Here is a 23,974-nt window from a genome sequence, read left to right as displayed (position 1 = left end):
GCGAGGAGGGGCGTGCGTGGGAGGGCCGGCGTCAGCCGACCGCGCCCTCCATCTGCAGCTCGATGAGGCGGTTCAGCTCCAGCGCGTACTCCATCGGGAGCTCCTTGGCGATGGGCTCGACGAAGCCACGGACGATCATCGCCATGGCCTCGTCCTGCTCCATGCCGCGCGACATCAGGTAGAAGAGCTGATCGTCGGAGACCTTCGAGACGGACGCCTCGTGGCCCATGGAGACGTCGTCCTCGCGGATGTCGACGTACGGGTAGGTGTCCGAGCGGCTGACCTGGTCGACCAGCAGCGCGTCGCACAGCACGTTCGACTTCGAGCCGTGCGCGCCCTCGTTGACCTGGATCAGGCCGCGGTAGGAGGTGCGGCCGCCGCCGCGGGCGACGGACTTGCTCAGGATCGAGGAGGACGTGTGCGGCGCCGCGTGGACCATCTTCGCGCCGGCGTCCTGGTGCTGGCCCTCGCCGGCGAACGCGATGGAGAGCGTCTCGCCCTTGGCGTGCTCGCCCATCAGGTAGATGGCGGGATACTTCATGGTGACCTTGGAGCCGATGTTGCCGTCGACCCACTCCATGGTGCCGCCGGCCTCGCAGGTCGCGCGCTTGGTCACCAGGTTGTACACGTTGTTCGACCAGTTCTGGATGGTCGTGTAGCGGCAGCGGCCGCCCTTCTTCACGACGATCTCGACGACGGCGGAGTGCAGGGAGTCCGACTTGTAGATCGGCGCGGTGCAGCCCTCGACGTAGTGCACGTAGGCGTCCTCGTCGACGATGATCAGCGTCCGCTCGAACTGGCCCATGTTCTCCGTGTTGATGCGGAAGTAGGCCTGGAGCGGGATGTCCACGTGGACGCCCTTGGGCACGTAGATGAAGGAGCCGCCGGACCACACGGAGGTGTTGAGCGCGGAGAACTTGTTGTCGCCGACGGGGATGACGGTGCCGAAGTACTCCTTGAAGAGCTCCTCGTGCTCGCGCAGGCCCGTGTCGGTGTCGACGAAGATGACGCCCTGCTCCTCGAGGTCCTCACGGATCGAGTGGTAGACGACCTCGGACTCGTACTGGGCGGCGACGCCGGCGACGAGGCGCTGCTTCTCCGCCTCGGGGATGCCGAGCTTGTCGTAGGTGTTCTTGATGTCCTCGGGCAGGTCCTCCCAGCTGGTGGCCTGCTTCTCGGAGGAGCGCACGAAGTACTTGATGTTGTCGAAGTCGATCGCCGACAGGTCCGAGCCCCAGGTGGGCATGGGCTTGCGGTCGAACAGCTTCAGGCCCTTGAGGCGCAGGTCGAGCATCCACTGGGGCTCGTTCTTCTTGCCCGAGATGTCGCGGACGACGGCCTCGTTGAGGCCGCGCTGCGCGGAGGCGCCGGCCACGTCCGGGTCGGCCCAGCCGAAGTCGTAGCGGCCGATGCCCTGCAGCTCGGGGTTGAGCTCTTCGATGGAGGTCATGAGGTGACCTGCTTCCTTTCGTCGGACGGGCGGGAGTGCGCGGAGGCCTGCGAGGCCTGTGGGAAGGACGGCACGGCGGGTGGTTCGGGGATGCAGGTGGTGCAGACGCCGTCGCCGTGGGCGATGGTCGCCAGCCGCAGGACGTGCCGCTCGAGGACGCGGCTGATCGCCGCCGTCTCGGCCTCGCACAGCTGCGGGAACTCGTGGGCCACGTGGGAGACCGGGCAGTGCTGCTGGCACAGCTGCTCCCCCGTCGCGGCCGGCGCGGGCACGTCCCGCACGGACGCGGCGTAGCCCTGCTGGCTCAGCACCAGGGCGAGCACCTCGGCCGGGGTGGCCTCGGGGTGCTCGGTCATCGTGTCCTCGAAGTTGTCCTCGATGAAGGACACCCGCTGCTCGGCGAAGGCGCGCACGGCGTCGTCCCCGCCGGTCTCGGCGAGGAACCGCAGCGCCTGCACGGCCAGGTCGTCGTAGCCGGAGGCGAAGCCCTCACGGCCCTGCTCGGTGAGGGCGAAGACCTTGGCCGGACGGCCACGGCCGCGCGAGCCCACGGTGCGGGGCTCGCGGGGCTCCACGGCGCCGTCCGCCTGGAGCGCCTCGAGGTGGCGTCGCACGGCCGCGGGCGTGAGCCCCAGCTCGCTCGCCAGGGCCGCCGCCGTCTGCGGGCCCCGGGCGAGCAGCGTCGAGGCCACGCGGCGTCGCGTGCTCTGCTCCTGCTTCTGCTCGGTCCCGGTGAATTCCACAACGTCAGTGTGCCGTTAATGCTCGCGGGGCTTCAAGGAAGGCTCCCCTAACCTGTCGCGGGCGTGCCAGGCGGCGTCCTCACGCGATCTTCACGGCCTGCCCGTCGGGGTGCCGCCGGCGCGGACCGTCAGCGCCGGCTGCGCAGCCAGGCGAGTCCGAAGAACGGCAGGACGAGGGGCAGGAACCCGTAGCCCTGGCCGAAGTGCGACCAGACGGTCTTGTCGGGGAACAGCTGGGGCTCCAGGTAGGTGAGGGTGCCGATCCCGAGCACGCCCACCAGCTCGATGCTGACCGCCACGAGGGCCACCACTCGGGCACGTCGCCCGCCGAGCAGGAGGCAGACGGTGGCGACGAGGTAGAGGACCGCTGCGACCAGGGACAACGTGTAGGCCAGCGGCGCACGGCCCGGCTCCATCCCGAGCTGGACGGCCGAGCGACCGGTGGCGGCCAGGGCGAACAGGCCGTACAGCGCGACCAGGAGCCGCCCGGGTCCGCTGGAAAGGGTGGTGCGCTGCTCAGGCACCGGCCACCGCCGCGACGTCCCAGAGGGCCTCGAGACGCAGCTCGCACGCCGCGACCGTGAGCACCGCGACGAGCAGCACCGCGGTGCCCCAGCGGCTGCGCTCCACCAGGGCGAGCGCCGCGCCGACCGGCACGACGGCCACCGTGGTGAGCAGGTACGCGACGAAGGTCACGCCCTCGACGGGGCGGTCGGTGGCGCCCAGCGCCACGAAGCCCACGACCATCTGCACGACCAGCAGCACCAGCAGCGCGCCGAGGAGCACGAAGTAGGCATCGCTCGGCGGGTGCTGGGCCCGCACGATCATCACGACCGTCCACACGGCGGCCGCCAGGCTGAGGGCCAGCACCGGCGCCACGATCCACGTTGTCACGACCAGGGAGCCTAGGGGCGTGGGCGACGCCACGCACGACGCCGGGTCGCGGGTCACGGGTTGGGGCCCGCGTGCGGCCCGCTCCTACACTCGACCCGTGCCCCACCCTGCCGGCGCCGACGCCGGACCGTCCCACCGCCCGACCGCGTCCACGCCGGCTGCCTTCCCTGCGGCCTCCCCCGCCACGTCGGCGGGCCTCGGACCGGCCCTGGAGGTCCGTGACCTCTCCATGACCTACGGCAGCACCCGGGCCGTGGACGGTCTCTCGCTCGAGGTGCCGCGCGGGTCGATCACCGCGGTGCTGGGCCCCAACGGCGCGGGCAAGACCACGACCCTGGAGACGTGCGAGGGCTACCGCCGTCCGCAGGCGGGCAGCGTGCGGGTGCTCGGGCTCGACCCCGTCGCCGACCGCCGCGCCCTCCTGCCGCGCATCGGCGTCATGCTCCAGTCCGGGGGCGCCTGGTCGGGGGTGCGTGCCGAGGAGATGCTGCGTCACGTCGCGCGCCTGCACGCCCGCCCGCTGGACCAGGCGATGCTGTCCGAGCGCCTCGGGCTGGCCGAGTGCGGGCGCACGCCCTACCGCCGGCTCTCCGGAGGCCAGAAGCAGCGGCTCGCCCTCGCGATGGCCGTCGTGGGTCGCCCGGAGCTCGTCTTCGTGGACGAGCCCACCGCCGGCATGGACCCGCAGGCCCGACGCGCCACCTGGGAGCTGCTCGAGGAGCTGCGCGGGGACGGCGTCACCGTCGTGCTCACCACGCACTACATGGACGAGGCGGAGCGGCTCGCCGACGTCGTCCACATCATCGACCACGGCCGACTGGTGGCCACCGGCACGCCGAGCGAGCTCACCCGCGGCGGCCGGGTCTCCACCCTGCGGCTCGTGCTCGAGCGGCCCGTGCCCGAGGGCGCGCCGCAGCGGCTGGCCGCCGAGCTGGACGCCACGCTCCAGGTGCTCGACGCCACGTCGCTGGTGCTCACCGGGCCGGCCGACTCGACGACGCTGGGCCGGGTGGCCGCCTGGTGCGAGCAGCACGACGTGGTGCCCGTGCAGCTGAGCCTGGGCACCCGGTCCCTCGAGGACGCCTTCCTGGAGCTCACCGGGCGCGACTCGGCGGAGCCGGGCGGCGAGCCCCTGCCTGCGGGCACCGACGGCTCCGTGGAGGTGGCCCGATGAGCGAGCAGCTGAGCCAGTCGTCGAACGAGCAGGTCGCGACCGCGCGCGGCACGTTCCGTCCCGAGCCCGGTGCGGCCCCCTGGGGCCGGCAGGTGCTCGCCCAGGCCTCGATGGAGGCCCGGCTCCTGCTGCGCAACGGCGAGCAGCTGCTGATCGCCGTCGTGATCCCCGTCGTGGTGCTGGTCGGCGGGGTGCTGGGTGCCGAGCGGGTGGGCCTCACCTTCGACCAGCCGGTCGCCGACGTCCTCACCCCGGGCGTCCTGGCGCTCGCGGTGATGTCGACGTCGTTCACCTCGCTGGCCATCGCCACGGGCTTCGAGCGTCGCTACGGCGTCATCAAGTGGCTGGGGGCCTCTCCCCTGCCGCGCTCCGGCCTGCTGGCCGGCAAGGTCCTGGCCCTGCTGGTGGTCGAGGTGCTCCAGGTGCTCGTGGTCTCCGCGGTGGGGCTCGCCCTGGGCTGGCGACCGGAGCCGGGCGCCATCGGGCTGCTGGGCTCGCTGCTCGCTGGGGTGCTGGGCACGGCCGCGTTCGCCTCCCTCGCCCTGGCGATGGCGGGCTCCCTGCGCGCCGAGGCGACCCTGGCCGGCGCCAACCTCGTCTACCTGCTGCTGATGGCCGGCGGGGCCGTCGTCCTGCCCGCCTCCGCGTACGGCGGGGTGGGCGACGTGGTCGCCTGGCTGCCGTCGGGCGCGCTCGGCGAGGCACTGCGCGCCGGCCTCCTGCACGGCACGATCGATGCCGCCAGCCTGCTCGTGCTGGCGGCCTGGACCCTGGTCGGCACCGTGGTGACCGCCCGCACCTTCACCTGGGAGTGACCCCGATGAGCAACCCCGACGTCGTCCCCGCCGCTCGCCTGCGCACCATGCGACGGGCCGCCTGGGCCTCGATCGTCGCCAACGCGGTGATCGTCGTGACCGGTGGAGCCGTCCGCCTCACGGCCTCGGGGCTCGGTTGCCCCACGTGGCCGAAGTGCACCTCGACGAGCTTCACGCCCGAGGCGCACCTGCACGGCATCATCGAGTTCGGCAACCGACTGCTCACCTACGTGCTCGTGGCCATCGCCATCTGGGCCTTCGTCGCGGCCTGGCGCACCGCACGCCGCGACCTGCGCAAGATCGCGTTCCTGGCGGCGCTGGGCATCCCGGTCCAGGCCGTCCTGGGCGGCATCACCGTGCTCACCGGGCTGACCTGGTGGGTGGTGGGCGCCCACATGATCCTCTCGATGATCCTGATCGGGCTCTCCGTCCTGCTCCTGCACCGGACCTACAGCACCTCGGCCCCGCGGCGTGGCCCTGCCGTCGTCCTCGCGTGGATCGTCCTCGCGGCTGCCGCCCTGGTGATCGTGCTGGGCGTCGTGGTGACCGGAGCCGGGCCCCACGCCGGCGACGCCGACGTGCCGCGCAGCGGCCTCGACACCCTCCAGGTCTCCCAGCTGCACGCGGACGCGGTGTTCCTCTACATCGGCCTGACCGTCGGCCTGCTGCTCCTCCTGCTGGCCACGGGCGCGCCTCGGGCCTCGGTGCGGGCCGCCTGGTGGCTGATCGGGGTGCAGCTGGCGCAGGCGGTGATCGGGTTCGTCCAGTACTTCACCGGAGTGCCCGAGGTGCTGGTCGGGGCGCACATGGCCGGCACGACGATGGTCGCGGGCTGGACGACGTGGCTGCTGCTCCAGGTGCGCCAGCCCCCCCGAGAGCCGCGGGGCGACGAGCCGGTTCAGGACCTGGCCGCCACCACGTCCGCGTAGATCTGGGAGAACCGGTCGGCCACGCTGCCCTGGCGGTAGCGGACGACCTCGCGCTCCGCGGCCTCGGCGAGGCGGGCCGCCAGCGCCGGCTCGTCGAGCAGGCGCCGGATCGCGTCACCGAGGCCGGCGGCGTCCCCGGGTCGGGCCACGAGGGCCGACTCCTCGTGGGTCACCATGTCGGCGATGCCGCCCTGCCGGGTCGTCACCAGCGGGGCGCGCAGGGCCATGGCCTCCAGCACGGTCGTCGGGCAGGGATCGGGCCACTCGCTGGGCAGCACGGCGGCGCGGGCGTGCCGGAAGCCGGACACGACCCGGTCGTGGGTCCAGCCGTGGTCCACGAGCACCCCGGGCGGCAGGGTGCCGAGGTCGGCGTCCGGTCGTCCGACCATCACCAGGGACGGCTTGTCCGCGCCCACGGTGCCGGGCAGGCGTCGCCACGCCTCCAGCAGGGTGTGCACGCCCTTCTGCTCGGAGAGGTCGCCGGCGAAGAACAGGTAGTCGCCGTCGGGCAGGGCCGGGTCCCTGTCCACCGCGGCGCCGACGGTCAGGTCGTCGGGGACGAAGTTCGGCACGACCTCCCAGTCCACGCCCTGCTCGGAGAGCCGGTTCGCCTCCCCGACGAAGGTGCTGACGGGGGTGAACAGGTCCACCGACCGGCGTCGCACCGGCAGCCCGGCCCGCACCATCGCGTAGATCGCCTGGCCCCGCCCCTGCCCGTAGTGGCCGGGCGCGCAGGACAGGCAGCGCCGCGGGGACGGGCCCGGGCACACCTCGTCCTCGTACACCAGGCGCTTGGTCGCGCACACGTGGCTGTAGTCGTGCAGCGAGTGCACCAGCGGGACGCGGTGGGCGGCCGGCACGGCGAGCCAGCTGTTGATGATCCAGTTGTGGCTGTGGGCCACGTCGGGTCGGACCTCACGGGCCAGGCGCGCCAGGCCACGCACGGTGAACGGGTCGGGCACCGGCAGCGCCAGGGGCCGGTCGGCGGTCGGGTAGAGCGCGGGGACGCGGGAGCCGGTGTGCTCCAGCACGTGCACGGTGACGCCGTCGTCCTCCTGCGGGGCCCCGCGGTCGGTGCCGAGCGTGGCGACGTGGACGTCGTGCCCTCGTGCGGCCAGGGCGGTGGCGAGGTTGCGCACGTGCCGCTCCTCGCCCCCGATGACGGGCGGGTAGAACTGCGCCAGCAGCAGGACCCTCACGCGCGACCGCCCCGCAGCCGCCGGCCGTCGACCTGTGCACGCCCCATGCCCGCGAGGACGGCCAGGGCACCCACCACCAGGCCCAGGGCACGCGGCCGGGTCTCGCGGTGCAGCGCGGCGGCGAGCACCGAGCGCGGCAGGCGGGCCGCGAACGCCCGCTCGTCGCCGAGCGCGGCGCCCGCGACGAGTCGCGAGAGCCGTACCTTCTGCACCCCCTCGCTGAAGCACCGGTCCCAGAAGAAGCGCCAGGTCAGCCGGTCACCGGGCACGTGGTGCCGGATGACCGCGTCCGGGTGGTAGGCGAAGGTGCCACCGGTGCGCGCGGAGGCGCGCAGGCAGAACTCCGCCTCCTCTCCCCCGCCGCTGACGCCGGCGCGGTGGCCGAGGTCGGGGTCGAAGCCGCCGACGGCGAGGAAGACGTCGCGCCGCAGCGCCGCGCAGCCCCCGTAGACGTTGCGCACCCGCCTGCAGCGCGTCGGCTGACCGGCGAAGCTGAGGCCCACCGTCCAGAGGAACTCCTCGGGCAGCCAGTCGGGGCGCGGGGAGTCCCACAGCCCCGCGGAGCGGCCGCTGACGCCGAGCACGTCGTCCTCGGCCAGGGGCTGCAGGAGGTGCTCGACCCAGCCCGGGTCCGCGACGGCGTCGTCGTCGAGGAAGACCACGACGTCCGTGTCCAGCGCCTGCGCCCCCCGGGTGCGGGCCACCGAGACCCCGTGGTTGGAGCCCAGGCCCTCCACGCGCTCGCGCGGGAGGCGGGCGCGCACGAGGTCGCGCAGGTCGTCGGTGCCGTCCACCATGACGAGCACCTCGTCCACCGTGGCCGTCTGGGCCCGGACGGAGGCGACGGCGGCCGTCACCTGGTCCAGGCGGGCGGCGTCGTGGGTGCACACCAGGACACCGACCGTGCCCACGGGTCGGGGCCGCCCCGGCTGGGGTGCGGACGCGCTCGTGGTGTCGTCCTCGACGCGGCTGCTGGTCGTCATGTCAGGTACCTCCCGGTGGCGCTGTGCACGGCGCGCCGGGTCCACCGCCAGGGTGGGCCCGCCACCTGCTTGACCCGGGCGGAGAGGCCGGGAGCCCCGGCGTCTTGCACCCGTGCCAGCAGCCCCTCCGGTGTGTCGTCGGGGCCGACCAGCAGGCGACTGACGGCCAGCGGGTCCTCCCCCGCGGGGCTCACCCGGTGACCGATGGCGCACGCACTCTCGTACCCGGCTGCGTGCACACCCATTCTCACCCGTCCGTCGTGGTAGCCGTGCGGGTAGGCGAGGGAGCGCACCTCCTGCCCGGTGGCGTCCTGCAGCACCCGACGGCTCTCGGCCACCTCGCGGGCGGTGCGGGCCGCGAGCTGCGCGTCGAGGGGCACGTGGACGGCGGCGTGGCTGCCGATCTCCACGTCGGGCTCCGCCCCCAGTCGCGCGACCTCGGGCATCCCGAGCAGGCGCAGGTCCCCCGCGTCCGCCAGCCAGCCGGGGGCGCCACCGAGCTCCCGGGTCGGCACGTACAGGGTGCTGGCGGCACCGACGCCGCGCAGCACGGGGAGCGCGTGCTCCACGTAGTCGGTGTAGCCGTCGTCGACGGTGACCGCCGCGGCCGCGACCCCCTGGTCACGGAGGGCCAGCGCGTGCGTCAGCCCCGTGAGGGCGTAGCCGGCGCCCCGCAGGGCCGCGAGCTGCTCGGCGAGCAGGCCGGGCGGCACGCAGAGCTCGCGCAGCGCGGCGGGCACGTGTCCGCCGACCGAGTGGTACATCAGCACGGGCAGGTCCGTCACGAGGCACCTCCGGCGGGGAGCCTGCCGAGACGCCCGGCCAGCCCGAGCCGCGCCCGGGCGTACCCGAGGGAGGCCAGGACGAGCGATGCCACGATCCCGGCCGCGGCGGACCAGCCGGCGGGGTCGCCGCGCAGGCCTCGGCCGAGACCGGCCAGCACGCCGCGGGGCAGCACCGAGGCGACGTAGCCCCACTCGGTCTCGGTGGCGCGGTGGTCGCCGACGCGGGCGGCCATCGCGGCCTTCGAGACACCCTCCAGGAGGCTGCGGTGACGCAGGTAGGACCAGGCCACGCGGTCGCGGGAGACGTGGTGGTGCACCCGGGCCCGCGGCTCGAGCAGGATGCGTCCGCGCCCGTGCCGGTCCGCCATGCGGATGCACAGCTCCGTCTCCTCGCAGCCCAGCGGGAAGGTGTCCACCCGGCCGGCCGTCTCGTCGAAGCCACCGACCTCGCGCAGCACCTGGGTGCGCACGCTCATGTTGCAGCCCCAGAGGTTGCGCACCGGGGAGGTGCGTGTCGGCATCCCGCGGTACGTGCAGCCCACGACCCACCACAGCTCGGGCGCGAGCTGGGGCGGCGCGTCCCCGTCGGGCCAGACCGGCTCGGCGTGCCCGCCGACCGCCTCGATCGTGGAGTCGGTGTACGGCGCGAGGAGGTGCTCGAGCCACGCGGGCTCGGGCACGGCGTCGTCGTCCAGGAAGACGGTGACGGGCGTGTCGACGAGGGCCGTGCCCGTGTTGCGGGCCCCCGAGGCGCCCCGGGCACCGGTGTTCGGCACGACCACGACCTCGCACCCCTCCCGCGACGCGGGACGTGCCAGGGCCGCTCGGGCGCGCTCGAGCAGGGCGTCGTTGTGGTCGATCACCAGGACGTAGCGCGCCGCGGGCCGGGTCTGGGCGTCCACGCCCGCGAGGCCGGCGACGACCTGGTCCCAGCGCCTCTCCGTGTAGGCGCAGACGACGACGGTGGCGTCAGGCAGCCCCGCCGCTGCCGGCCGGGCGCTCACTGCGCACCCGCCCGAGCAGCCGGAGCAGGAAGACCCGGCACTCGCAGAGACCGCAGTCGCTGCCGGCCCGGTAGTGCTGGTGCACACTGCGCGGGTGACCGCAGCGGCAGCTGATCGTGGCCGCTGCGGAGCGCAGCGCGTGGCCGGGGCGGAACGCCATCTCGGCTACCTCCAGGGGGGACGAGCCGCGACTGGACGGTCCGACGTTCGTGCTGGTCGGGCCGGGCGGGGACCCAGGCGGCGCCTGAGAGTAGCAAGCGAGTCTCCTCGAAGGGGTGGGAACGCGCGGAGTCGTCCCAGGTGGGAGCGGTCGGCGGGCTGAGGTTCACGACTCGTCCCCCGTGCCGGTACCGGAGTCGGTAGCGGTCTCGTCCACGAGCTCCTGGCGGCGCTGCGTCCAGGTGCGCAGCGCGGCGTAGGTCCGGTTGGTGGTGCCCTGGTCGTCGAGCAGGGTCCACGAAGCGGGGTTCCACGGCGTGGGGTGCAGGTAGTACCAGGAGAGCCCCACGACGTACGGGGTGCAGGTGGCGATGCCGAGCGCCTGGGCGACGTAGCCGGCGCGGGTGGCGTCGTCGGTTCCCCGGACGTCGCCGTGGTCGCTGGTGCTGTAGCCGAACTCGCCCACGTACAGACCGAGGTCGTCGTCGCCGTGTGCCACCAGCACCCGCCACACGTCGCGGTACCCGGCGAACGTGTCGTCGTAGGCGCCGAACGTGCCGGTCAGCGGCGCCGAGGCGTCGACCGCCGCGGGCGCGTCGTCACCGGGCCAGGGGTGCACGCCGACGAGGTCGAAGGGACGCTCCCCCGGGCCGAGCGCGCGGTAGACCCGGCGCAGGAAGCCGATGTCGTTGCCGCCGAGCCCGCCGGAGATGATCGTGAGGTCGGGCGCGACCCGGCGGAGCACCTGCGAGGTCTGCGTCAGGAGGCGCGCGTAGGCACGGGGCGAGGGGCCCGTCGTCCAGAACTCCGGCGTGTCCGGCTCCGACCAGACCTCGACGTAGGTGGCCCGGCCGGAGAGGTGCTCGGCCGCCGCGGCCACGAACGAGCGCCACCGGCGCAGCTCGGCCGGCGTGGTGGGCGCCCGCCACCGGGCCTCGGCGTCGCTCAGCGTGCCGTCGCCCACGGCCCAGGACGGCGAGCCGGTGAGGACCACGCGGACCTCGAGCCCGGCGGCCAGGGCGCTGTCGACCACCTCGTCCACGGCCGCCCAGCGGCGAACGCCCCGGCTGGGCTCGACGGCCTGCCACGCCACGGCAGTGGAGACGACGTCGGCGCCGGCGTCGGCGGCCGCGGCGACGAGGGCGTCGACCTGCTCGGGATCGAGCACGGGGTCCGCGGCGTCGCCGGTGGCGGCCTGCACCCCCAGGTCCAGCAGCGGGCCCGGCTGCGCCGCGGTGGGCGTGCAGGTGCTCAGGGTGGTGCCGGCGGTCCCGGTGCCGCCGTCCGCGACGTCGTCGGAGGGCGCGCGGACGCTGCGGACGCCGATGCCGACGACCACGAGGAGCAGGACGAGCGTGAGGACCCCGAGCAGGATGGTGGTGGTGCGCAGGCTCACGGCGCCGCGCTCGGCCTGCGCCTCGCCGGACGTCCCGCCACCACCGGCGCGGGCCGCCAGCAGGCGCCGAGGCGAGGGAGCGACCCACGGGGAGCCGCCCAGCGTGCGCCGCACGAGCGGTGCGGCGAGGACGGCCTCGAGGACCATGGCGGCGATCCAGCCGAGCGCGACCCCGTCGGCGCCGTGCAGCAGGCCACCGATGACGGCTCCCGTCAGCTCCAGCACGAGGGCGACCACGGCCAGGCGGGAGGCGAGGGTGAAGCGCTCCTGGGTGCGGAGCAGTGCGACGAGGTGGTCCTTGACGACCATCCAGAGCCCGGCCGGCACCAGCAGCGCGAGCAGGTGGGCCGACTCCTCGGCGTACGTCGGCCCGAACAAGGACATCACCGGACGCCCCAGGAGCCAGGCGCCGGCGACGAGGCAGGCGCTGAGCAGCAGCCCGGCGGGCAGGGTGGTGCCGATGCTGCGGCGCAGCGCCGCCTCCCCGGCGTCCGCGCCGTGGGCGAACAGCGCGACGGCGAGCAGGTACGGCGGCAGGAAGGCGAAGCCGGCTGCCAGCCAGGCGATCGCGAAGGCCGCGTTGTCGCGCGGGAGCAGCACGACGGCCGCGACCACGGGCACGAGCTGCGTGGCGGCCGCGACCGCGACGCTCAGCACCTGGTGGTGCGCGGCGGCGGCCGCGTAGCCGCGCAGGTCGGCCAGCAGCCCGGGGCCGGAGCCCGCCCGCTCGCGCGGCAGCACCCGCCACAGCACGACGGCGACGGAGAGCACGATGGGTGCGACCCAGCAGACCTGCAGCACCAGCTGGTCGCGGACCCCGGCCAGCACGAGCACGGCGGCCACCGGGAAGCGGGAGCCGGCGGCCAGGAGGTTGCGCCAGACCTGCACCGACGAGCGCCCCAGCCCGAGGCTGGACTCGTCGACCACGACGCCGCAGGCGGCCGCGGCCACGCCCACGACGAAGACCACCAGCCCGGCCACGGGCTCGAGCGCGGCGCGCAGGGTGGGCCCGAGCAGGCCGGCGCGCGCGGCGAGCCCGACGGCCAGCGCCAGGCCGGCGCCCACCGTCGCGGCGACCAGGACCCCGCGCAGCAGCAGGGCGCGCTGGCGCCCGGGGACGAGGCGGGGCAGCTCGGCGATGAGGAGCGTGCCGAGGCCCAGGGAGACGAGCGACCCCAGGAGCGTCTGGGTGTTGATCGCACCCGAGGCGGTGCCCACCGAGTCGGCGGGCACCACCCGCGCCACGACCACCCAGAACAGCAGGCCGAGACCGGTGCCGACCAGCTGCGCGGTGAGCAGCGAGCGGAACGGCGCCAGCACGCCGTGCTCACGCCGGGGGGTGTCCGTGGTGCTCATGAGGCTCCCCCCTCGTCCGAGGTGCCCGAGGAGCCCGCTGAGCTCGATGTGCTCGAGGCCGTGGGGGCGGGCTGCAGGTCCTCGTCCAGGAGGGCGTGCCGCGCGCTGAGGGCGGCGAGGGTGCCGGCACCGACGAGCAGGACGACGGCCAGGCCGCCCGCGACCAGGCCCGGGAGCCGCTCGCGCCAGGGCGCTGCCGGCTCGGCAGGCGGGTCGCCGCGACCGGCACGCAGCAGGATCGCTGCGAGCGCCAGCAGCAGGAGCACGAGGGCACCCTGCACCGGCGGGTACCCGCCGACGGAGCCGAGGAGGCCCACGACGACGGCGACGGGCAGGACGAGCGTCGCAGCCACCAGGTGGGAGCGGCGCGGGTGCCGCAGCACGGTGAGCAGGTAGCGGCGGCGCCACCAGGCCAGGACCGCGGCGCCGAGCAGGACGAGGCCGCTCTGGAGCAGGTCGGCGTCGCCGGGCAGGCCGGGGTCGGCGCGGTCGGCGAAGGTCGCGTCCTCGCCACGCAGGGAGCGGACGTCGTAGACGACCACGTCGCCGTCGTCGTAGACCACGTCGAAGCCCTCGACGCCGCGGAACTTCGTCAGCATCTGGCGGTTGGGCTGCTGGGCGTCGTCGCCGTAGCTGGCGCCGGCCTCGAAGTAGGCGTTGGAGAGGACCTTCTGCCCGATGATGCGCTCGTCGACCACGAGGAAGTCGACGTCGTTGTCGGTGAGCAGGTCGAGCACCTCGTCGTCGACGCTGGTGTCGATGAAGACCGGGGTCATGTTGTCGCCGCCGGACTGCTTGGTGACGGCGTCCACGGGAGCGAAGTCGGGGATGACCCGGTCGAGGGTGAGGTCGGAGACGATGCGCGAGCCGGCGGGCAGGTAGCGGCCGGCCCACCGGGCCACGGCCACGGTGCCCGCGTCCACCGAGCGCTGCTCGGCGCCTGCGAGGTACGGGCCCGGCACCCGCTGCCAGTCGGGTCCTCCGCCGAGCATCACGCCGCCGAGCAGCATGACCAGCACGGCCGGCACGACGAGGTTGCGCACCGACGCGAGGCGGGGCGCGACCCAGACGGCAGCCAGGACGGCGGTGCCCAGGCACACGAAGGTGGTCGCCCGGTCGGCGACCTCGGCGGCGGTCGGGAAGAACCGCACCGCGTAGAGCGCGGGGTAGACCAGCGCGATGGCGAGGAGGAGCAGGCGGGCACGCGACGGGCCCAGGAGCCGACCTCGCCAGCCCGACCACAGCGCAGGCACCAGCAGCGCCAGCCACAGCAGGATCGAGAGCGCCATGACGGCGATCTCCCACAGCGGGCTGCGGCTGCCCGAGGTGTCGGCCAGCACCTCCCGGCTGCCGGTGGAGTTGAGCGTGACCAGGTTGACCAGCTCGGAGCCGGTGGTGTCGAAGATGGGGGCCAGGTAGGTCAGCAGCAGCGGGGCCACGACCGTCGTCCACGCCGCGGCGAGCACCGTGCCCAGCTCGGCCACGACCAGCACGGTCCTGGCGCGCAGCCGCGCCGTCTCCGCGACCTGCTCGTCGGCCCGCACACGTCGTGCCTCCAGCCCGAGCAACGCGGCGAGGGCCCACAGCGTGGCCAGCAGCAGCCAGGAGGTGAGGTGGTGCGTCACGGCGGTCGCGGCCACCGCGACCAGCGCCGTCCCGAGCAGGACGAGGCGGGGTCGGCGTGGCCCGGTGAGCACCGAGGTCTGCAGCGCCCGGACCAGCAGCACGACGGCGGCCACGCTGAGCGCCAGCGCCGGGGTCTGGTAGGCGAACTGCGCGTTGAAGAAGTAGAACTGCGGGCTGGCCGCGTACAGCAGGACAGCGAGGCCGCCGACGAGCGAGGCAGAGCCGGGTCGCAGGGCGTCGGCGGGTGCCCAGCGCTGGGCCAGGCGGCCGACCAGGGTGCCGAGCGCGAACAGCGCGGCGACGAGGACGGCGCGCGACCCGGCGTCCACGACCCCGATGCTGACGATGGTGGGCAGCCCGGTGGTCCAGCGCACGGCCGCGGCCATCAGCTCCAGGCCGGGGTAGTACGGGGAGACCGGCAGCATGGAGTTCGCGGTGAACAGGCCCTCGCCCTCGAGCAGGTCCAGCAGGGTCCGCACGTGCAGGGTCTCGTCGAACCGGGTGGCCATCACCGGGTTGGAGAGGAACCAGCTCAGCCACATGGTCAGGCCCAGCAGCTGGGCGCCGGCGAACCGCTGTCGGGCGCGCAGCCCCGGTGCGGTCAGCAGCGCGCCGAACGGCACGATGATCGCCACCAGGCCCGCGTAGTACGGCACGAGCGCGAGGCCGGGGTGACCGGCCCAGCCCACCGCGTACCCGCCGGCCTGGACCGCGAGCCCGAGGGCGGCGACGAGCAGGGCGAGGCGGACCGGGGCCCGGGACACCAGCGCCCGCCACCGGCCGGGGCGGCCCGCCGGGGTCCCCGGGTCCTGGGGCGACGGACCGGCACCGGGCGCCGCGGAGGCGCGACCGGGTGCCGACGAGCCGTCGGGGTTCTGCTCGTCGCTCATCGGGGCTGCGGGGCTCCTCACCGGCGGTGGGCAGCGGCGTGAGCAGTCGTGACGGGCGGCACCGCCTCGACCGGCCTGCCCAGCGCGTCAGCGTAGGCGACCTCCAGGGCGTCGACGCACCCCTCCCAGGTGGGCAGGTCGCTGACCTCGGGCACCAGCGGGTCCTCGAGCTGGGCCGCGATCACCTCGGCCACGTCGGCGGCGGGCGCGTCTGCCTCGACCGTGCGTGCCCAGCCGCGCTCCCCCAGCTCGGTCAGGCCGGAGGTGCGCGCGACCACGACCGGACGGGACAGCGCGAGTCCCTCCATGACCGCGACCGGGTGGGCCTCGTAGTCGCTGAGGAGCACCACGCAGCCGGCGGCGGCCACGGCGCGGGCCATGCCGACGCGGTCGGCGGGCTGCACGAAGCGGATGCTCACCCGGTCGGCCACGCCGAGGTCGGCGGCCAGGCTGCGCAGCTCGGCCTCGTAGGGCCCGGCGCCGAGGATCTCCAGGCGGGCGTCCGGGCGGCGGCGCACCAGGGCCGGGAGGGCCGCGATCGCCCGGTGGTGGCCCTTGTACCGCTCGAGCCGACCGACGCTCACCACGAGCCCCGGCTCGACCTGCGGGCGGGGCTCCGGCTCGGGCAGGGAACCACCGTTGCGGACGAGCCGCACGGGAGCGCCCGTCGCCTCCTCGAAGCGGGAGACCTCGTAGTCGGAGACCCCGATCAGCACGCGGGCGCGCCGCAGGAGCGGGCCCAGCAGTCGCCACTGGGTCGAACGCGCGCGGGCCCGGAGGTCCGAGGTGGCCCCGCCGGAGTGGAACGTCAGCAGGTACGGGCTGCGGCGCAGCAGCGCACCGAGCATGGCCACGGGCGGGACGAGCGTGTGCACGCCCTGCACGTGGACCAGCTCGTGGCGGCGGTGCAGGAGCGCGAGCAGGAGCCCCGGGCTGGCGAACCAGTCCCGGTTCCGCGGGTAGGCGGCGTAGCGGCGCACCAGGTACCCGTCGTGGCGCTCCGCGCGCGGGAGTCGTCCGGTGCGGTCGGTGGTGAGGACCTCCAGGTCCCATCCGCGGGCGGCCAGCCGCCCGGCCACCTCGGCCACGTGGGACTCGATGCCCCCGAGGTCGGGGTGGGCCTGCGTGGTGACCATCGTCAGCCGCGGCCGGGGCCCGGCAGACGGGACCGCCACGAGACCGTGCCGACGCTCCCTGAGCCTGGTGAGCAGGGGTGCCAGCACCCCGGCCAGGCCGGCGACCGCCAGGCCCAGCGTCCGGGTCGTGCCACGCCGGCGTGCGCGGGCGCTCACGACGCTATCCGGGTCACGCCGGCGGTCTGGCGGGGGCCCGGGCGTGCCGGGACCCCGCGGCGGGCACGGACCCGCTCCGTGGCGATCGTGCGCAGCACCCGCAGTCCGTCCTTCACGGCGTTGAGGTTGCTGTGGCCGAAGATCCGCTCGCGCTCGACGCTGGGCACCTCGGCGATGCGTGCACCCCCGGCGGCGAAGCGGCAGTTGATGACGGTCTCGATCTCGAACCCGTCCCCCCACAGCATCTCCCCGTCGCGGGACGGGGCCTGGGGATCGGCGAGGTCGAGGACCGGGAGCACGTCGGTCCAGAAGGCGTTGTAGCCGTAGCAGAGGTCGGTGAAGTGCGTGCCGAACGTGCGGTTCATGGCGACGTTGAGCCCGTAGTTCCCGGCCCGGCGCACGGGCGTGATGTCCGCGCTGCCGCCACCGAGGGTGAACCGGCTGCCCTTGGCGAAGTCGGCGCCCTCCACGAGCGCGTCGACGAACGCCGGGATCTCGGCCGGGTCGGCGGAGCCGTCGGCGTCGAACATCACGATCACGTCGCCGGTGGCGGCGGCGAAGCCGGTGGCCAGGGCGTTGCCCTTGCCCTTGCGTCCCTGCGTGAGCACGCGGACGTCGGGCAGGACCCGACGTGCGGTCGCGACGGTGTCGTCGACGGAGCCGCCGTCGACGAGCAGCACCTCGGTGATCCGGTGGTCCGCGGCCCGGAGCGTCGGAAGCACGACCTCCAGGTTGCGGGCCTCGTTGAGTGCCGGGACGACGACGCTCACCGTCGGGGTGGCCGACCTGGTCGTCGGCGCCTCGATCTGGGCGTGCATGGTCATGCGTGAAACCCCCCATGGTGTCACTGCGGTGCACATCTGTGTCCGCTGCTATCGACCCTGCCCACTGCGGCGCGGTCTACACCACCTGGGGGACTACTCACAGATCACACGCGTCCACCCGTGACCTCGCGGCCGCGTCGGCGTTGGGCAACGCCGACCACCCATCAGGCGGCACGGTGCTGAGTCTCACCTGGGGCTCGCCTGAGGGCGGGCCGTGCTCGGCCTCGGGGGACGAGGAAACAGTCGGTGACTCAGCCGATGAAGAGGAGCGGGTCCACCGCCACGGCCACGAAGAGGAGGCTGAGGTAGAGGTTCGAGAGGTGGAAGAGCCGCATCGGCTGGATCTCGGACAGCTCGTCGCTGCGACGCGCCCGGCCCCACATCTTGTGCGCCTCGACCAGGAACACCGCGCCGAGGACGACGGCGACCACGGGGTAGAGCAGCCCGGTGCCGGCGACGGGCCACAGGAGCAGCGACGTGGCGACGGTCGCCCACGTGTAGAGCACGACCTGGCGGCCGACCTCGGCGGCCGCGGCCACCACCGGCAGCATGGGGACGTCGACGCCGGCGTAGTCCTCGCGGTAGCGGAGCGCGAGCGCCCAGGTGTGCGGCGGGGTCCAGAAGAAGACGACCAGGAAGAGGACCACCGGCGTCCACGCCAGGGACCCGGTGACCGCCGTCCAGCCGATGAGGGCCGGGAAGCAGCCCGCGAGGCCGCCCCACACGATGTTCTGCGTCGTCCGACGCTTGAGCACCATCGTGTACACGAAGACGTAGAACGCGTTCGCGCCCAGCGACAGTGCGGCCGAGAGCCCGTTGACGAACCCCCAGAGCACGGCGGTCGAGGCCACGGCCAGCACCGCGCCGAAGACCAGGGCCGCCCGCGGGCTGACGATGTGGCGCGGCAGGGCACGCCGACGCGTGCGGCGCATCTGCTCGTCGATGTCCCGGTCGTAGACGCAGTTGAAGACCGACGCGGAACCTGCGGAGAACGTTCCGCCCACGACCGTGGCCACGACCGTCAGCAGGTCCGGGACGCCGCGCGCCGCGAAGAACATCACCGGCACGGTGGTCAGCAGGAGCAGCTCGATGACGCGGGGCTTGGTGAGTCCCACGTACGCCGCCACCACGTCTCGCCAGGTGGCCGCCTCGTGCTGCTCCCCCGCCCGGCCGCCGGCCGCGTCCGCTGCCTGCACGCCGTCCGCCGGACCGCTGGTGCCCGAGGCCTGCTGGTCGGCGTGCTGGTCGTCACGCGGGGAGGCGGACGAGGAACCGACGTACGTCACAGATGACCTTCGATCGTGCGGACGGGTGATGCGGGGAGGTGCGGCGAGAAGTCTACTGCCCGACGTGAGTAGGCTCGGAATCGCCTGGGAACAGGCCGGGACTCCAGCCCGTTGCCGTGGAGGGTCGCAACCCGCCCCTCCAGGGTGACGCAGACACGGACGAGGACGCTGCCGGCGAGCAGCGACGAGAGGAACTTTGTGGCAACCACAAGCGAGCAGCTCGAGTGGACCGACCTCGACGCCAAGGCCGTCGACACGGCCCGCGTCCTGGCGATGGACGCGGTGCAGAAGGTCGGCAACGGCCACCCCGGTACCGCCATGAGCCTGGCGCCCGCGGCCTACCTGCTCTTCCAGAAGGTCATGAAGCACGACCCGGCGGACCCGACCTGGATCTCGCGTGACCGCTTCGTGCTGTCGTGCGGACACTCCAGCATCACCCTGTACACCCAGCTCTTCCTCGGTGGCTTCGGCCTCGAGCTCGACGACCTGAAGGCGCTGCGCACCTGGGGCTCCAAGACCCCGGGCCACCCCGAGCTCGGCCACACCGCCGGCGTCGAGGTGACCACCGGTCCCCTGGGCCAGGGCGTCGCGAACGCCGTCGGCATGGCCATGTCGGCCCGCCGCGTCCACGGCCTCCTGGACCCCGAGGCGGCTGCGGGCGAGAGCCTGTTCGACCACCACGTGTACGCGCTGTGCTCCGACGGCGACCTGGAGGAGGGCGTCAGCGGCGAGGCCTCCTCGATCGCCGGCACCCAGGAGCTGGGCAACCTGACGATGATCTACGACCGCAACAAGATCTCCATCGAGGGCGACACCGACGTGGCGTTCACCGAGGACGTCGCCCAGCGGTACGAGGCCTACGGCTGGCACGTCCAGAACGTCGACTGGACCAACGGCGGCACCGAGTACACCGAGGACGTGCACGCCCTGCACGCCGCGGTCCGCGCCGCCGAGGCCGTCACCGACAAGCCCTCGCTGATCGTGCTGGACACCGTCATCGCCTGGCCCGCGCCGAACGCGCAGGGCACCGAGGCCGCCCACGGCTCGGCCCTGGGCGCCGACGAGGTCGCGGCGACCAAGAAGATCCTCGGCTGGGACCCGGAGCAGACCTTCGAGGTGCCCGAGGACGTCCTGGCGCACACCCGCTCGCTCGGCGAGCGTGGCGCGGCCTGGGGTGCCGAGTGGGACCAGGCGTACCAGGCCTGGTCCGAGGCCAACCCCGACAAGGCGGAGCTGCTGCACCGGCTCAAGGCCCGGGCCCTGCCCGAGGGCTTCGACGCCGCGCTGCCGGTCTTCGAGGCCGACCCGAAGGGCGTCGCCACCCGCAAGGCCTCCGGCGAGGTCATCAACGCCATCGCCGGGGTCATGCCCGAGCTGTGGGGCGGCTCGGCCGACCTCGCGGGCTCGAACAACACCACGATCAAGGGCGCCCCGTCGTTCCTGCCGGCCACCAGCAAGGTCGAGGAGTACGACGTCGACCCGTTCCAGGGCCGCGTGCTGCACTTCGGCATCCGCGAGCACGGCATGGGCGCGATCATGAACGGCATCGCGGCGGACACGCTGACCCGCGTCTTCGGCGGCACGTTCCTCACGTTCTCCGACTACATGCGCGGTGCCGTCCGCGTGGCGGCTCTCTCCAAGCTGCCCGTCACCTACGTGTGGACGCACGACTCCATCGGCCTGGGCGAGGACGGCCCCACGCACCAGCCGATCGAGCACTTCGCCGCCCTGCGCGCGATCCCCGGTCTCGACTTCATCCGCCCGGCGGACGCCAACGAGACCGCCGCGGCCTGGGCCGCCCTCCTGGCGAACACCGACCGACCGGCCGCGCTGGCGCTCACGCGCCAGAACGTCCCCACGTTCCCCCGCGGCACCGACGGCTGGGGCACCACCGAGGGCGTCGCCAAGGGTGGCTACGTCCTGGTCGACAGCGACGGCGAGCCGGACGTGGTGCTCATGGGCACGGGGTCGGAGGTCCAGCTGGCCGTGGAGGCCCGCGACCTGCTCGCGGCGGACGGGATCAAGGCCCGCGTGGTCTCCCTGCCCTGCCTGGAGTGGTTCGAGGAGCAGGACGTCGCCTACCGCGACACCGTCCTCCCGCCCTCGGTCAAGGCGCGCGTCTCGGTCGAGGCCGGCATCAAGATGGGCTGGCGCGAGTACGTCGGCGACCACGGCCGCATCGTCTCCCTCGACCACTACGGCGCCTCGGCCGACCAGGCCCGCCTGTTCTCCGAGTTCGGCATCACGGCCCAGGCCGTCGCCGACGCCGCACGCGACTCGATCGCCTCGCTGGGCTGAGCGCCCGGTCCACCGCACAGCACTGATCCGAAGGAGCAACCATGAGTGATCGTCTGAAGGCCCTCGCCGACGCCGGTGTGTCCATCTGGCTCGACGACCTGTCCCGCGAGCGCATCGAGACCGGCAACCTGGCCGACCTGGTCAAGGAGAAGTCGGTCGTCGGTGTCACCACCAACCCGACCATCTTCCAGGGCGCCATCTCCAACGGCGAGCGCTACGACGCCCAGGTGCGCGAGCTCGTCGCCGCCGGCAAGAGCGTCGACGAGGTCATCTTCGCGCTGACCACGGAGGACGTCCGCAACGCCTGCGACATCCTCGAGCCCGTCGCGGCCGCCACCAAGTACGACGGCCGCGTCTCCATCGAGGTGGAGCCCGGTCTGGCCAACGACACCGAGGGCACCATCGCCTCGGCTCGCGCCCTGTGGGCCGAGGTCGACCGGGCCAACGCCCTGATCAAGATCCCGGCGACCGTCGAGGGCCTCCCGGCCATCACCGCCGCGATCGCCGAGGGCATCAGCGTCAACGTCACGCTGATCTTCAGCCTCGAGCGCTACCAGGCCGTGATGGACGCCTACCTCACCGGCCTGGAGCAGGCCCGGGAGGCCGGCCTCGACCTGTCGACCATCAACTCGGTGGCGTCCTTCTTCGTGTCCCGCGTGGACTCCGAGGTCGACAAGCGCCTCGAGAAGATCGGTACCGACGAGGCGCTGGCGCTGCGCGGCAAGGCCGCCGTGGCCAACGCCCGCGTCGCCTACGGCGCGTTCGAGGAGACGTTCTCCACCGACCGCTGGAAGCAGCTGGCCTCGGCCGGCGCCAACCCGCAGCGCGCGCTGTGGGCCTCCACCGGCGTCAAGAACCCGGACTACTCCGACACGATGTACGTCATCGACCTGGTCGTGCCGGACACCGTGAACACCATGCCGGAGAAGACCATGATGGCCGTCGCCGACCACGGCGAGGTCAAGGGCGACCAGGTCTCGGGCACCTCCGCCGAGGCCCAGGGTGTCCTGGACGCCGTCGTCGCCGCCGGCGTCGACTGGGCCGAGGTCATGACCCTGCTCGAGGACGAGGGCGTCTCGAAGTTCAAGGACTCCTGGACCGACCTCGTCGCCAGCGTCCAGGCCCAGATGGAGAAGGCCGCCCAGTGAGCACGCCGATCGACCCCACGTCCACCCAGGCGTGGGGTCGGTTGGCCGCTCGGGCAGCGGACTTCACGCCCGACCTGCGGGGTTGGTTCGACGCCGACCCCGCCCGGGTGGAGAAGCTGACCCACACGGCCGCCGACCTCCACGTCGACCTGTCGAAGAACCTGGCGGACGACGCGCTGGTCTCCGACCTCGTGGCGCTGGCCGACGAGGTCGGGCTCGCGGCGCGCCGCGACGCCATGCTGACCGGTGAGCACATCAACGTCACCGAGGACCGCGCGGTGCTGCACACCGCGCTGCGCCTGCCGTCCGACGCCTCGCTCGAGGTGGACGGCCAGGACGTCGTCTCCGACGTCCACGAGGTCCTCGGCCGGGTCTACGAGTTCGCCGACCAGGTCCGCTCGGGCGAGTGGACCGGTGTGACCGGCAAGCCGGTCGCGACCGTGGTCAACATCGGCATCGGTGGCTCGGACCTCGGCCCGGTCATGGCGTACGAGGCCCTGCAGCCCTACGTCCGCGAGGGCCTGGAGTGCCGCTTCATCTCCAACATCGACCCGACCGACGCGGCCACCACGCTGGCAGGTCTCGACCCGGAGACCACGCTCTTCATCGTCTCCTCCAAGACCTTCGGGACGCTGGAGACGCTCACCAACGCCCGCCTGTGCCGGGCGTGGCTCCTGGACGGCCTCGAGGAGGCGGGGGCCGAGACCGGCACCGCCGTGGCCAAGCACTTCGTCGCCGTCTCCACGAACCTGGAGAAGGTCGCGGAGTTCGGCATCGACCCCGCCAACGCCTTCGGGTTCTGGGACTGGGTCGGCGGCCGCTACTCGATGGACTCCGCCATCGGCACCTCCCTGGCCGTCGCCATCGGCCCGGACGCCTTCGCGGACCTGCTCGAGGGCATGTACGCCATGGACGAGCACTTCCGCACCGCTCCCCTGGCCGAGAACGTCCCGGCGCTCATGGGCCTGCTCAACGTCTGGTACACGAACTTCCTGGACGCCCACACGCACGCCGTGCTGCCCTACAGCCAGCTGCTGCACCGCTTCCCGGCGTACCTGCAGCAGCTGACCATGGAGTCCAACGGCAAGAGCGTGACGTGGGCCGGTGACGCCGTGTCCACGGCCACGGGCGAGGTCTTCTGGGGCGAGCCCGGCACCAACGGGCAGCACGCGTTCTACCAGCTCATCCACCAGGGCACCCGGCTCGTGCCGGCGGACTTCATCGCGTTCGCCGAGCCCGCCTACCCGCTCAAGGACGGCGAGACCGACGTCCACGAGCTGTTCCTGGCGAACTTCTTCGCCCAGACGCAGGCGCTGGCGTTCGGCAAGACCGCCGACGAGGTCCGTGCCGAGGGCACGGACGAGGCCGTCGTCCCCGCCCGGGTCTTCTCGGGCAACCGGCCGACCACCTCGATCATGGCCCCCGCGCTGACCCCGTCGGTGCTCGGCCAGCTGATCGCCCTGTACGAGCACATCACCTTCACCCAGGGTGTCGTGTGGGGCATCGACAGCTTCGACCAGTGGGGCGTGGAGCTGGGCAAGCAGCTCGCCCAGGCGCTCACCCCCGCCGTCGGCGGCGACGAGGAGGTGGCGGCGTCCCAGGACGCCTCCACGCAGGCCCTCGTCGCCTACTACCGGCAGCACCGTTCCTGACCCGTACCACCCGGACAGGCACACCGGGCCCGGTCCACGCCCCGCGGGCGCGGGCCGGGCCCGACCACGTG

20 protein-coding genes are annotated in these 23,974 nt (G+C 73.6%); 6 read left to right on the top strand and 14 right to left on the bottom strand.

Features of this window, described 5'->3' with window-relative positions; translation table 11 throughout:
- Positions 1 to 31: 31 nt before the first annotated feature.
- The 4 genes from sufB to M8316_RS03430 all read right to left on the bottom strand — a co-directional run bounded on the left by sufB (position 32) and on the right by M8316_RS03430 (position 3,087).
- A complete protein-coding gene (gene sufB, locus M8316_RS03445) occupies positions 32 to 1,450 on the bottom strand; it encodes a Fe-S cluster assembly protein SufB (protein ID WP_250052042.1) in 1,419 nt (472 codons plus the stop codon).
- A complete protein-coding gene (locus M8316_RS03440) occupies positions 1,447 to 2,193 on the bottom strand; it encodes a helix-turn-helix transcriptional regulator (RefSeq protein WP_250052040.1) in 747 nt (248 codons plus the stop codon). The genes sufB and M8316_RS03440 overlap by 4 nt, the downstream gene beginning before the upstream one ends.
- A gap of 128 nt (positions 2,194 to 2,321) precedes the next feature.
- Positions 2,322 to 2,717 (bottom strand): hypothetical protein, encoded by a 396-nt coding sequence (locus M8316_RS03435; RefSeq protein ID WP_250052038.1) that lies wholly within the window; start codon positions 2,715 to 2,717, stop codon positions 2,322 to 2,324.
- Entirely contained in the window at positions 2,710 to 3,087 is a 378-nt protein-coding gene (locus tag M8316_RS03430) for a hypothetical protein (protein WP_250052036.1), read from the bottom strand. The genes M8316_RS03435 and M8316_RS03430 overlap by 8 nt, the downstream gene beginning before the upstream one ends.
- Before the next feature lie 97 nt (positions 3,088 to 3,184).
- Here M8316_RS03430 and M8316_RS03425 point away from each other — a divergent pair, with 97 nt between their 5' ends.
- Genes M8316_RS03425 through M8316_RS03415 form a run of 3 tightly spaced genes read left to right on the top strand, consistent with a single transcriptional unit; the run spans position 3,185 to position 6,005 of the window.
- The gene (locus M8316_RS03425; RefSeq protein WP_250052034.1) at positions 3,185 to 4,261 is read left to right on the top strand and encodes an ABC transporter ATP-binding protein; all 1,077 of its coding nucleotides are present in this window, start codon (positions 3,185 to 3,187) and stop codon (positions 4,259 to 4,261) included.
- Complete coding sequence (locus M8316_RS03420) at positions 4,258 to 5,076, top strand: ABC transporter permease (protein WP_250052032.1); 819 nt, start codon at positions 4,258 to 4,260, stop codon at positions 5,074 to 5,076. The genes M8316_RS03425 and M8316_RS03420 overlap by 4 nt, the downstream gene beginning before the upstream one ends.
- Before the next feature lie 5 nt (positions 5,077 to 5,081).
- Positions 5,082 to 6,005 (top strand): COX15/CtaA family protein, encoded by a 924-nt coding sequence (locus M8316_RS03415; protein ID WP_250052030.1) that lies wholly within the window; start codon positions 5,082 to 5,084, stop codon positions 6,003 to 6,005.
- Here the strand turns inward: M8316_RS03415 and M8316_RS03410 are convergent.
- From M8316_RS03410 to M8316_RS03365, 10 genes are all read right to left on the bottom strand, one after another.
- The gene (locus M8316_RS03410; protein WP_250052028.1) at positions 5,975 to 7,204 is read right to left on the bottom strand and encodes a glycosyltransferase family 4 protein; all 1,230 of its coding nucleotides are present in this window, start codon (positions 7,202 to 7,204) and stop codon (positions 5,975 to 5,977) included. The genes M8316_RS03415 and M8316_RS03410 overlap by 31 nt on opposite strands.
- Positions 7,201 to 8,187 carry a glycosyltransferase family 2 protein gene (locus tag M8316_RS03405; protein ID WP_250052026.1) on the bottom strand — a complete coding sequence of 329 codons (987 nt, stop codon included), beginning with the start codon at positions 8,185 to 8,187 and terminating at the stop codon, positions 7,201 to 7,203. Before M8316_RS03405 ends, M8316_RS03410 begins: the two co-directional genes overlap by 4 nt.
- Positions 8,184 to 8,972, bottom strand: coding sequence for a polysaccharide deacetylase family protein (locus M8316_RS03400; protein WP_250052023.1), 789 nt, complete (start codon positions 8,970 to 8,972; stop codon positions 8,184 to 8,186). The genes M8316_RS03405 and M8316_RS03400 overlap by 4 nt, the downstream gene beginning before the upstream one ends.
- Complete coding sequence (locus tag M8316_RS03395) at positions 8,969 to 9,976, bottom strand: glycosyltransferase family 2 protein (RefSeq protein WP_250052021.1); 1,008 nt, start codon at positions 9,974 to 9,976, stop codon at positions 8,969 to 8,971. The genes M8316_RS03400 and M8316_RS03395 overlap by 4 nt, the downstream gene beginning before the upstream one ends.
- Positions 9,942 to 10,136 (bottom strand): hypothetical protein, encoded by a 195-nt coding sequence (locus M8316_RS03390; protein WP_250052019.1) that lies wholly within the window; start codon positions 10,134 to 10,136, stop codon positions 9,942 to 9,944. Before M8316_RS03390 ends, M8316_RS03395 begins: the two co-directional genes overlap by 35 nt.
- Positions 10,137 to 10,301: 165 nt before the next feature.
- Positions 10,302 to 12,887: a hypothetical protein gene (locus M8316_RS03385; RefSeq protein WP_250052017.1), complete on the bottom strand. Its 2,586-nt coding sequence runs from the start codon at positions 12,885 to 12,887 to the stop codon at positions 10,302 to 10,304.
- Positions 12,884 to 15,403, bottom strand: a complete 2,520-nt coding sequence (locus M8316_RS03380; protein ID WP_250052016.1) for a hypothetical protein — start codon at positions 15,401 to 15,403, stop codon at positions 12,884 to 12,886. The genes M8316_RS03385 and M8316_RS03380 overlap by 4 nt, the downstream gene beginning before the upstream one ends.
- A gap of 17 nt (positions 15,404 to 15,420) precedes the next feature.
- Positions 15,421 to 16,695, bottom strand: a complete 1,275-nt coding sequence (locus M8316_RS03375) for a glycosyltransferase family 4 protein (protein WP_250052014.1) — start codon at positions 16,693 to 16,695, stop codon at positions 15,421 to 15,423.
- Positions 16,692 to 17,519, bottom strand: coding sequence for a glycosyltransferase family 2 protein (locus M8316_RS03370; protein ID WP_250052012.1), 828 nt, complete (start codon positions 17,517 to 17,519; stop codon positions 16,692 to 16,694). The genes M8316_RS03375 and M8316_RS03370 overlap by 4 nt, the downstream gene beginning before the upstream one ends.
- A 251-nt stretch (positions 17,520 to 17,770) precedes the next feature.
- Positions 17,771 to 18,715, bottom strand: a complete 945-nt coding sequence (locus tag M8316_RS03365) for a heme o synthase (RefSeq protein WP_250052360.1) — start codon at positions 18,713 to 18,715, stop codon at positions 17,771 to 17,773.
- A gap of 288 nt (positions 18,716 to 19,003) precedes the next feature.
- Between M8316_RS03365 and tkt the strand changes: the two genes are divergently transcribed.
- From tkt to pgi, 3 genes are read left to right on the top strand one after another with little or no spacing between them, the layout of a single operon-like run.
- Positions 19,004 to 21,103, top strand: coding sequence for a transketolase (gene tkt, locus M8316_RS03360; protein ID WP_308195950.1), 2,100 nt, complete (start codon positions 19,004 to 19,006; stop codon positions 21,101 to 21,103).
- A gap of 41 nt (positions 21,104 to 21,144) precedes the next feature.
- Positions 21,145 to 22,251: a transaldolase gene (tal, locus tag M8316_RS03355; protein ID WP_250052010.1), complete on the top strand. Its 1,107-nt coding sequence runs from the start codon at positions 21,145 to 21,147 to the stop codon at positions 22,249 to 22,251.
- The gene (pgi, locus tag M8316_RS03350; protein ID WP_250052008.1) at positions 22,248 to 23,903 is read left to right on the top strand and encodes a glucose-6-phosphate isomerase; all 1,656 of its coding nucleotides are present in this window, start codon (positions 22,248 to 22,250) and stop codon (positions 23,901 to 23,903) included. Before tal ends, pgi begins: the two co-directional genes overlap by 4 nt.
- The last annotated feature ends 71 nt before the right edge of the window (positions 23,904 to 23,974 follow it).

Origin of the sequence: Nocardioides bruguierae, assembly GCF_023554635.1 — a bacterium.
GTDB classification, from domain to species: Bacteria; Actinomycetota; Actinomycetes; order Propionibacteriales; family Nocardioidaceae; genus Nocardioides; species Nocardioides bruguierae.
The sequence above is the reverse complement of the archived record's forward strand: the minus strand, read 5'-3'. Positions and strand labels throughout refer to the sequence as shown.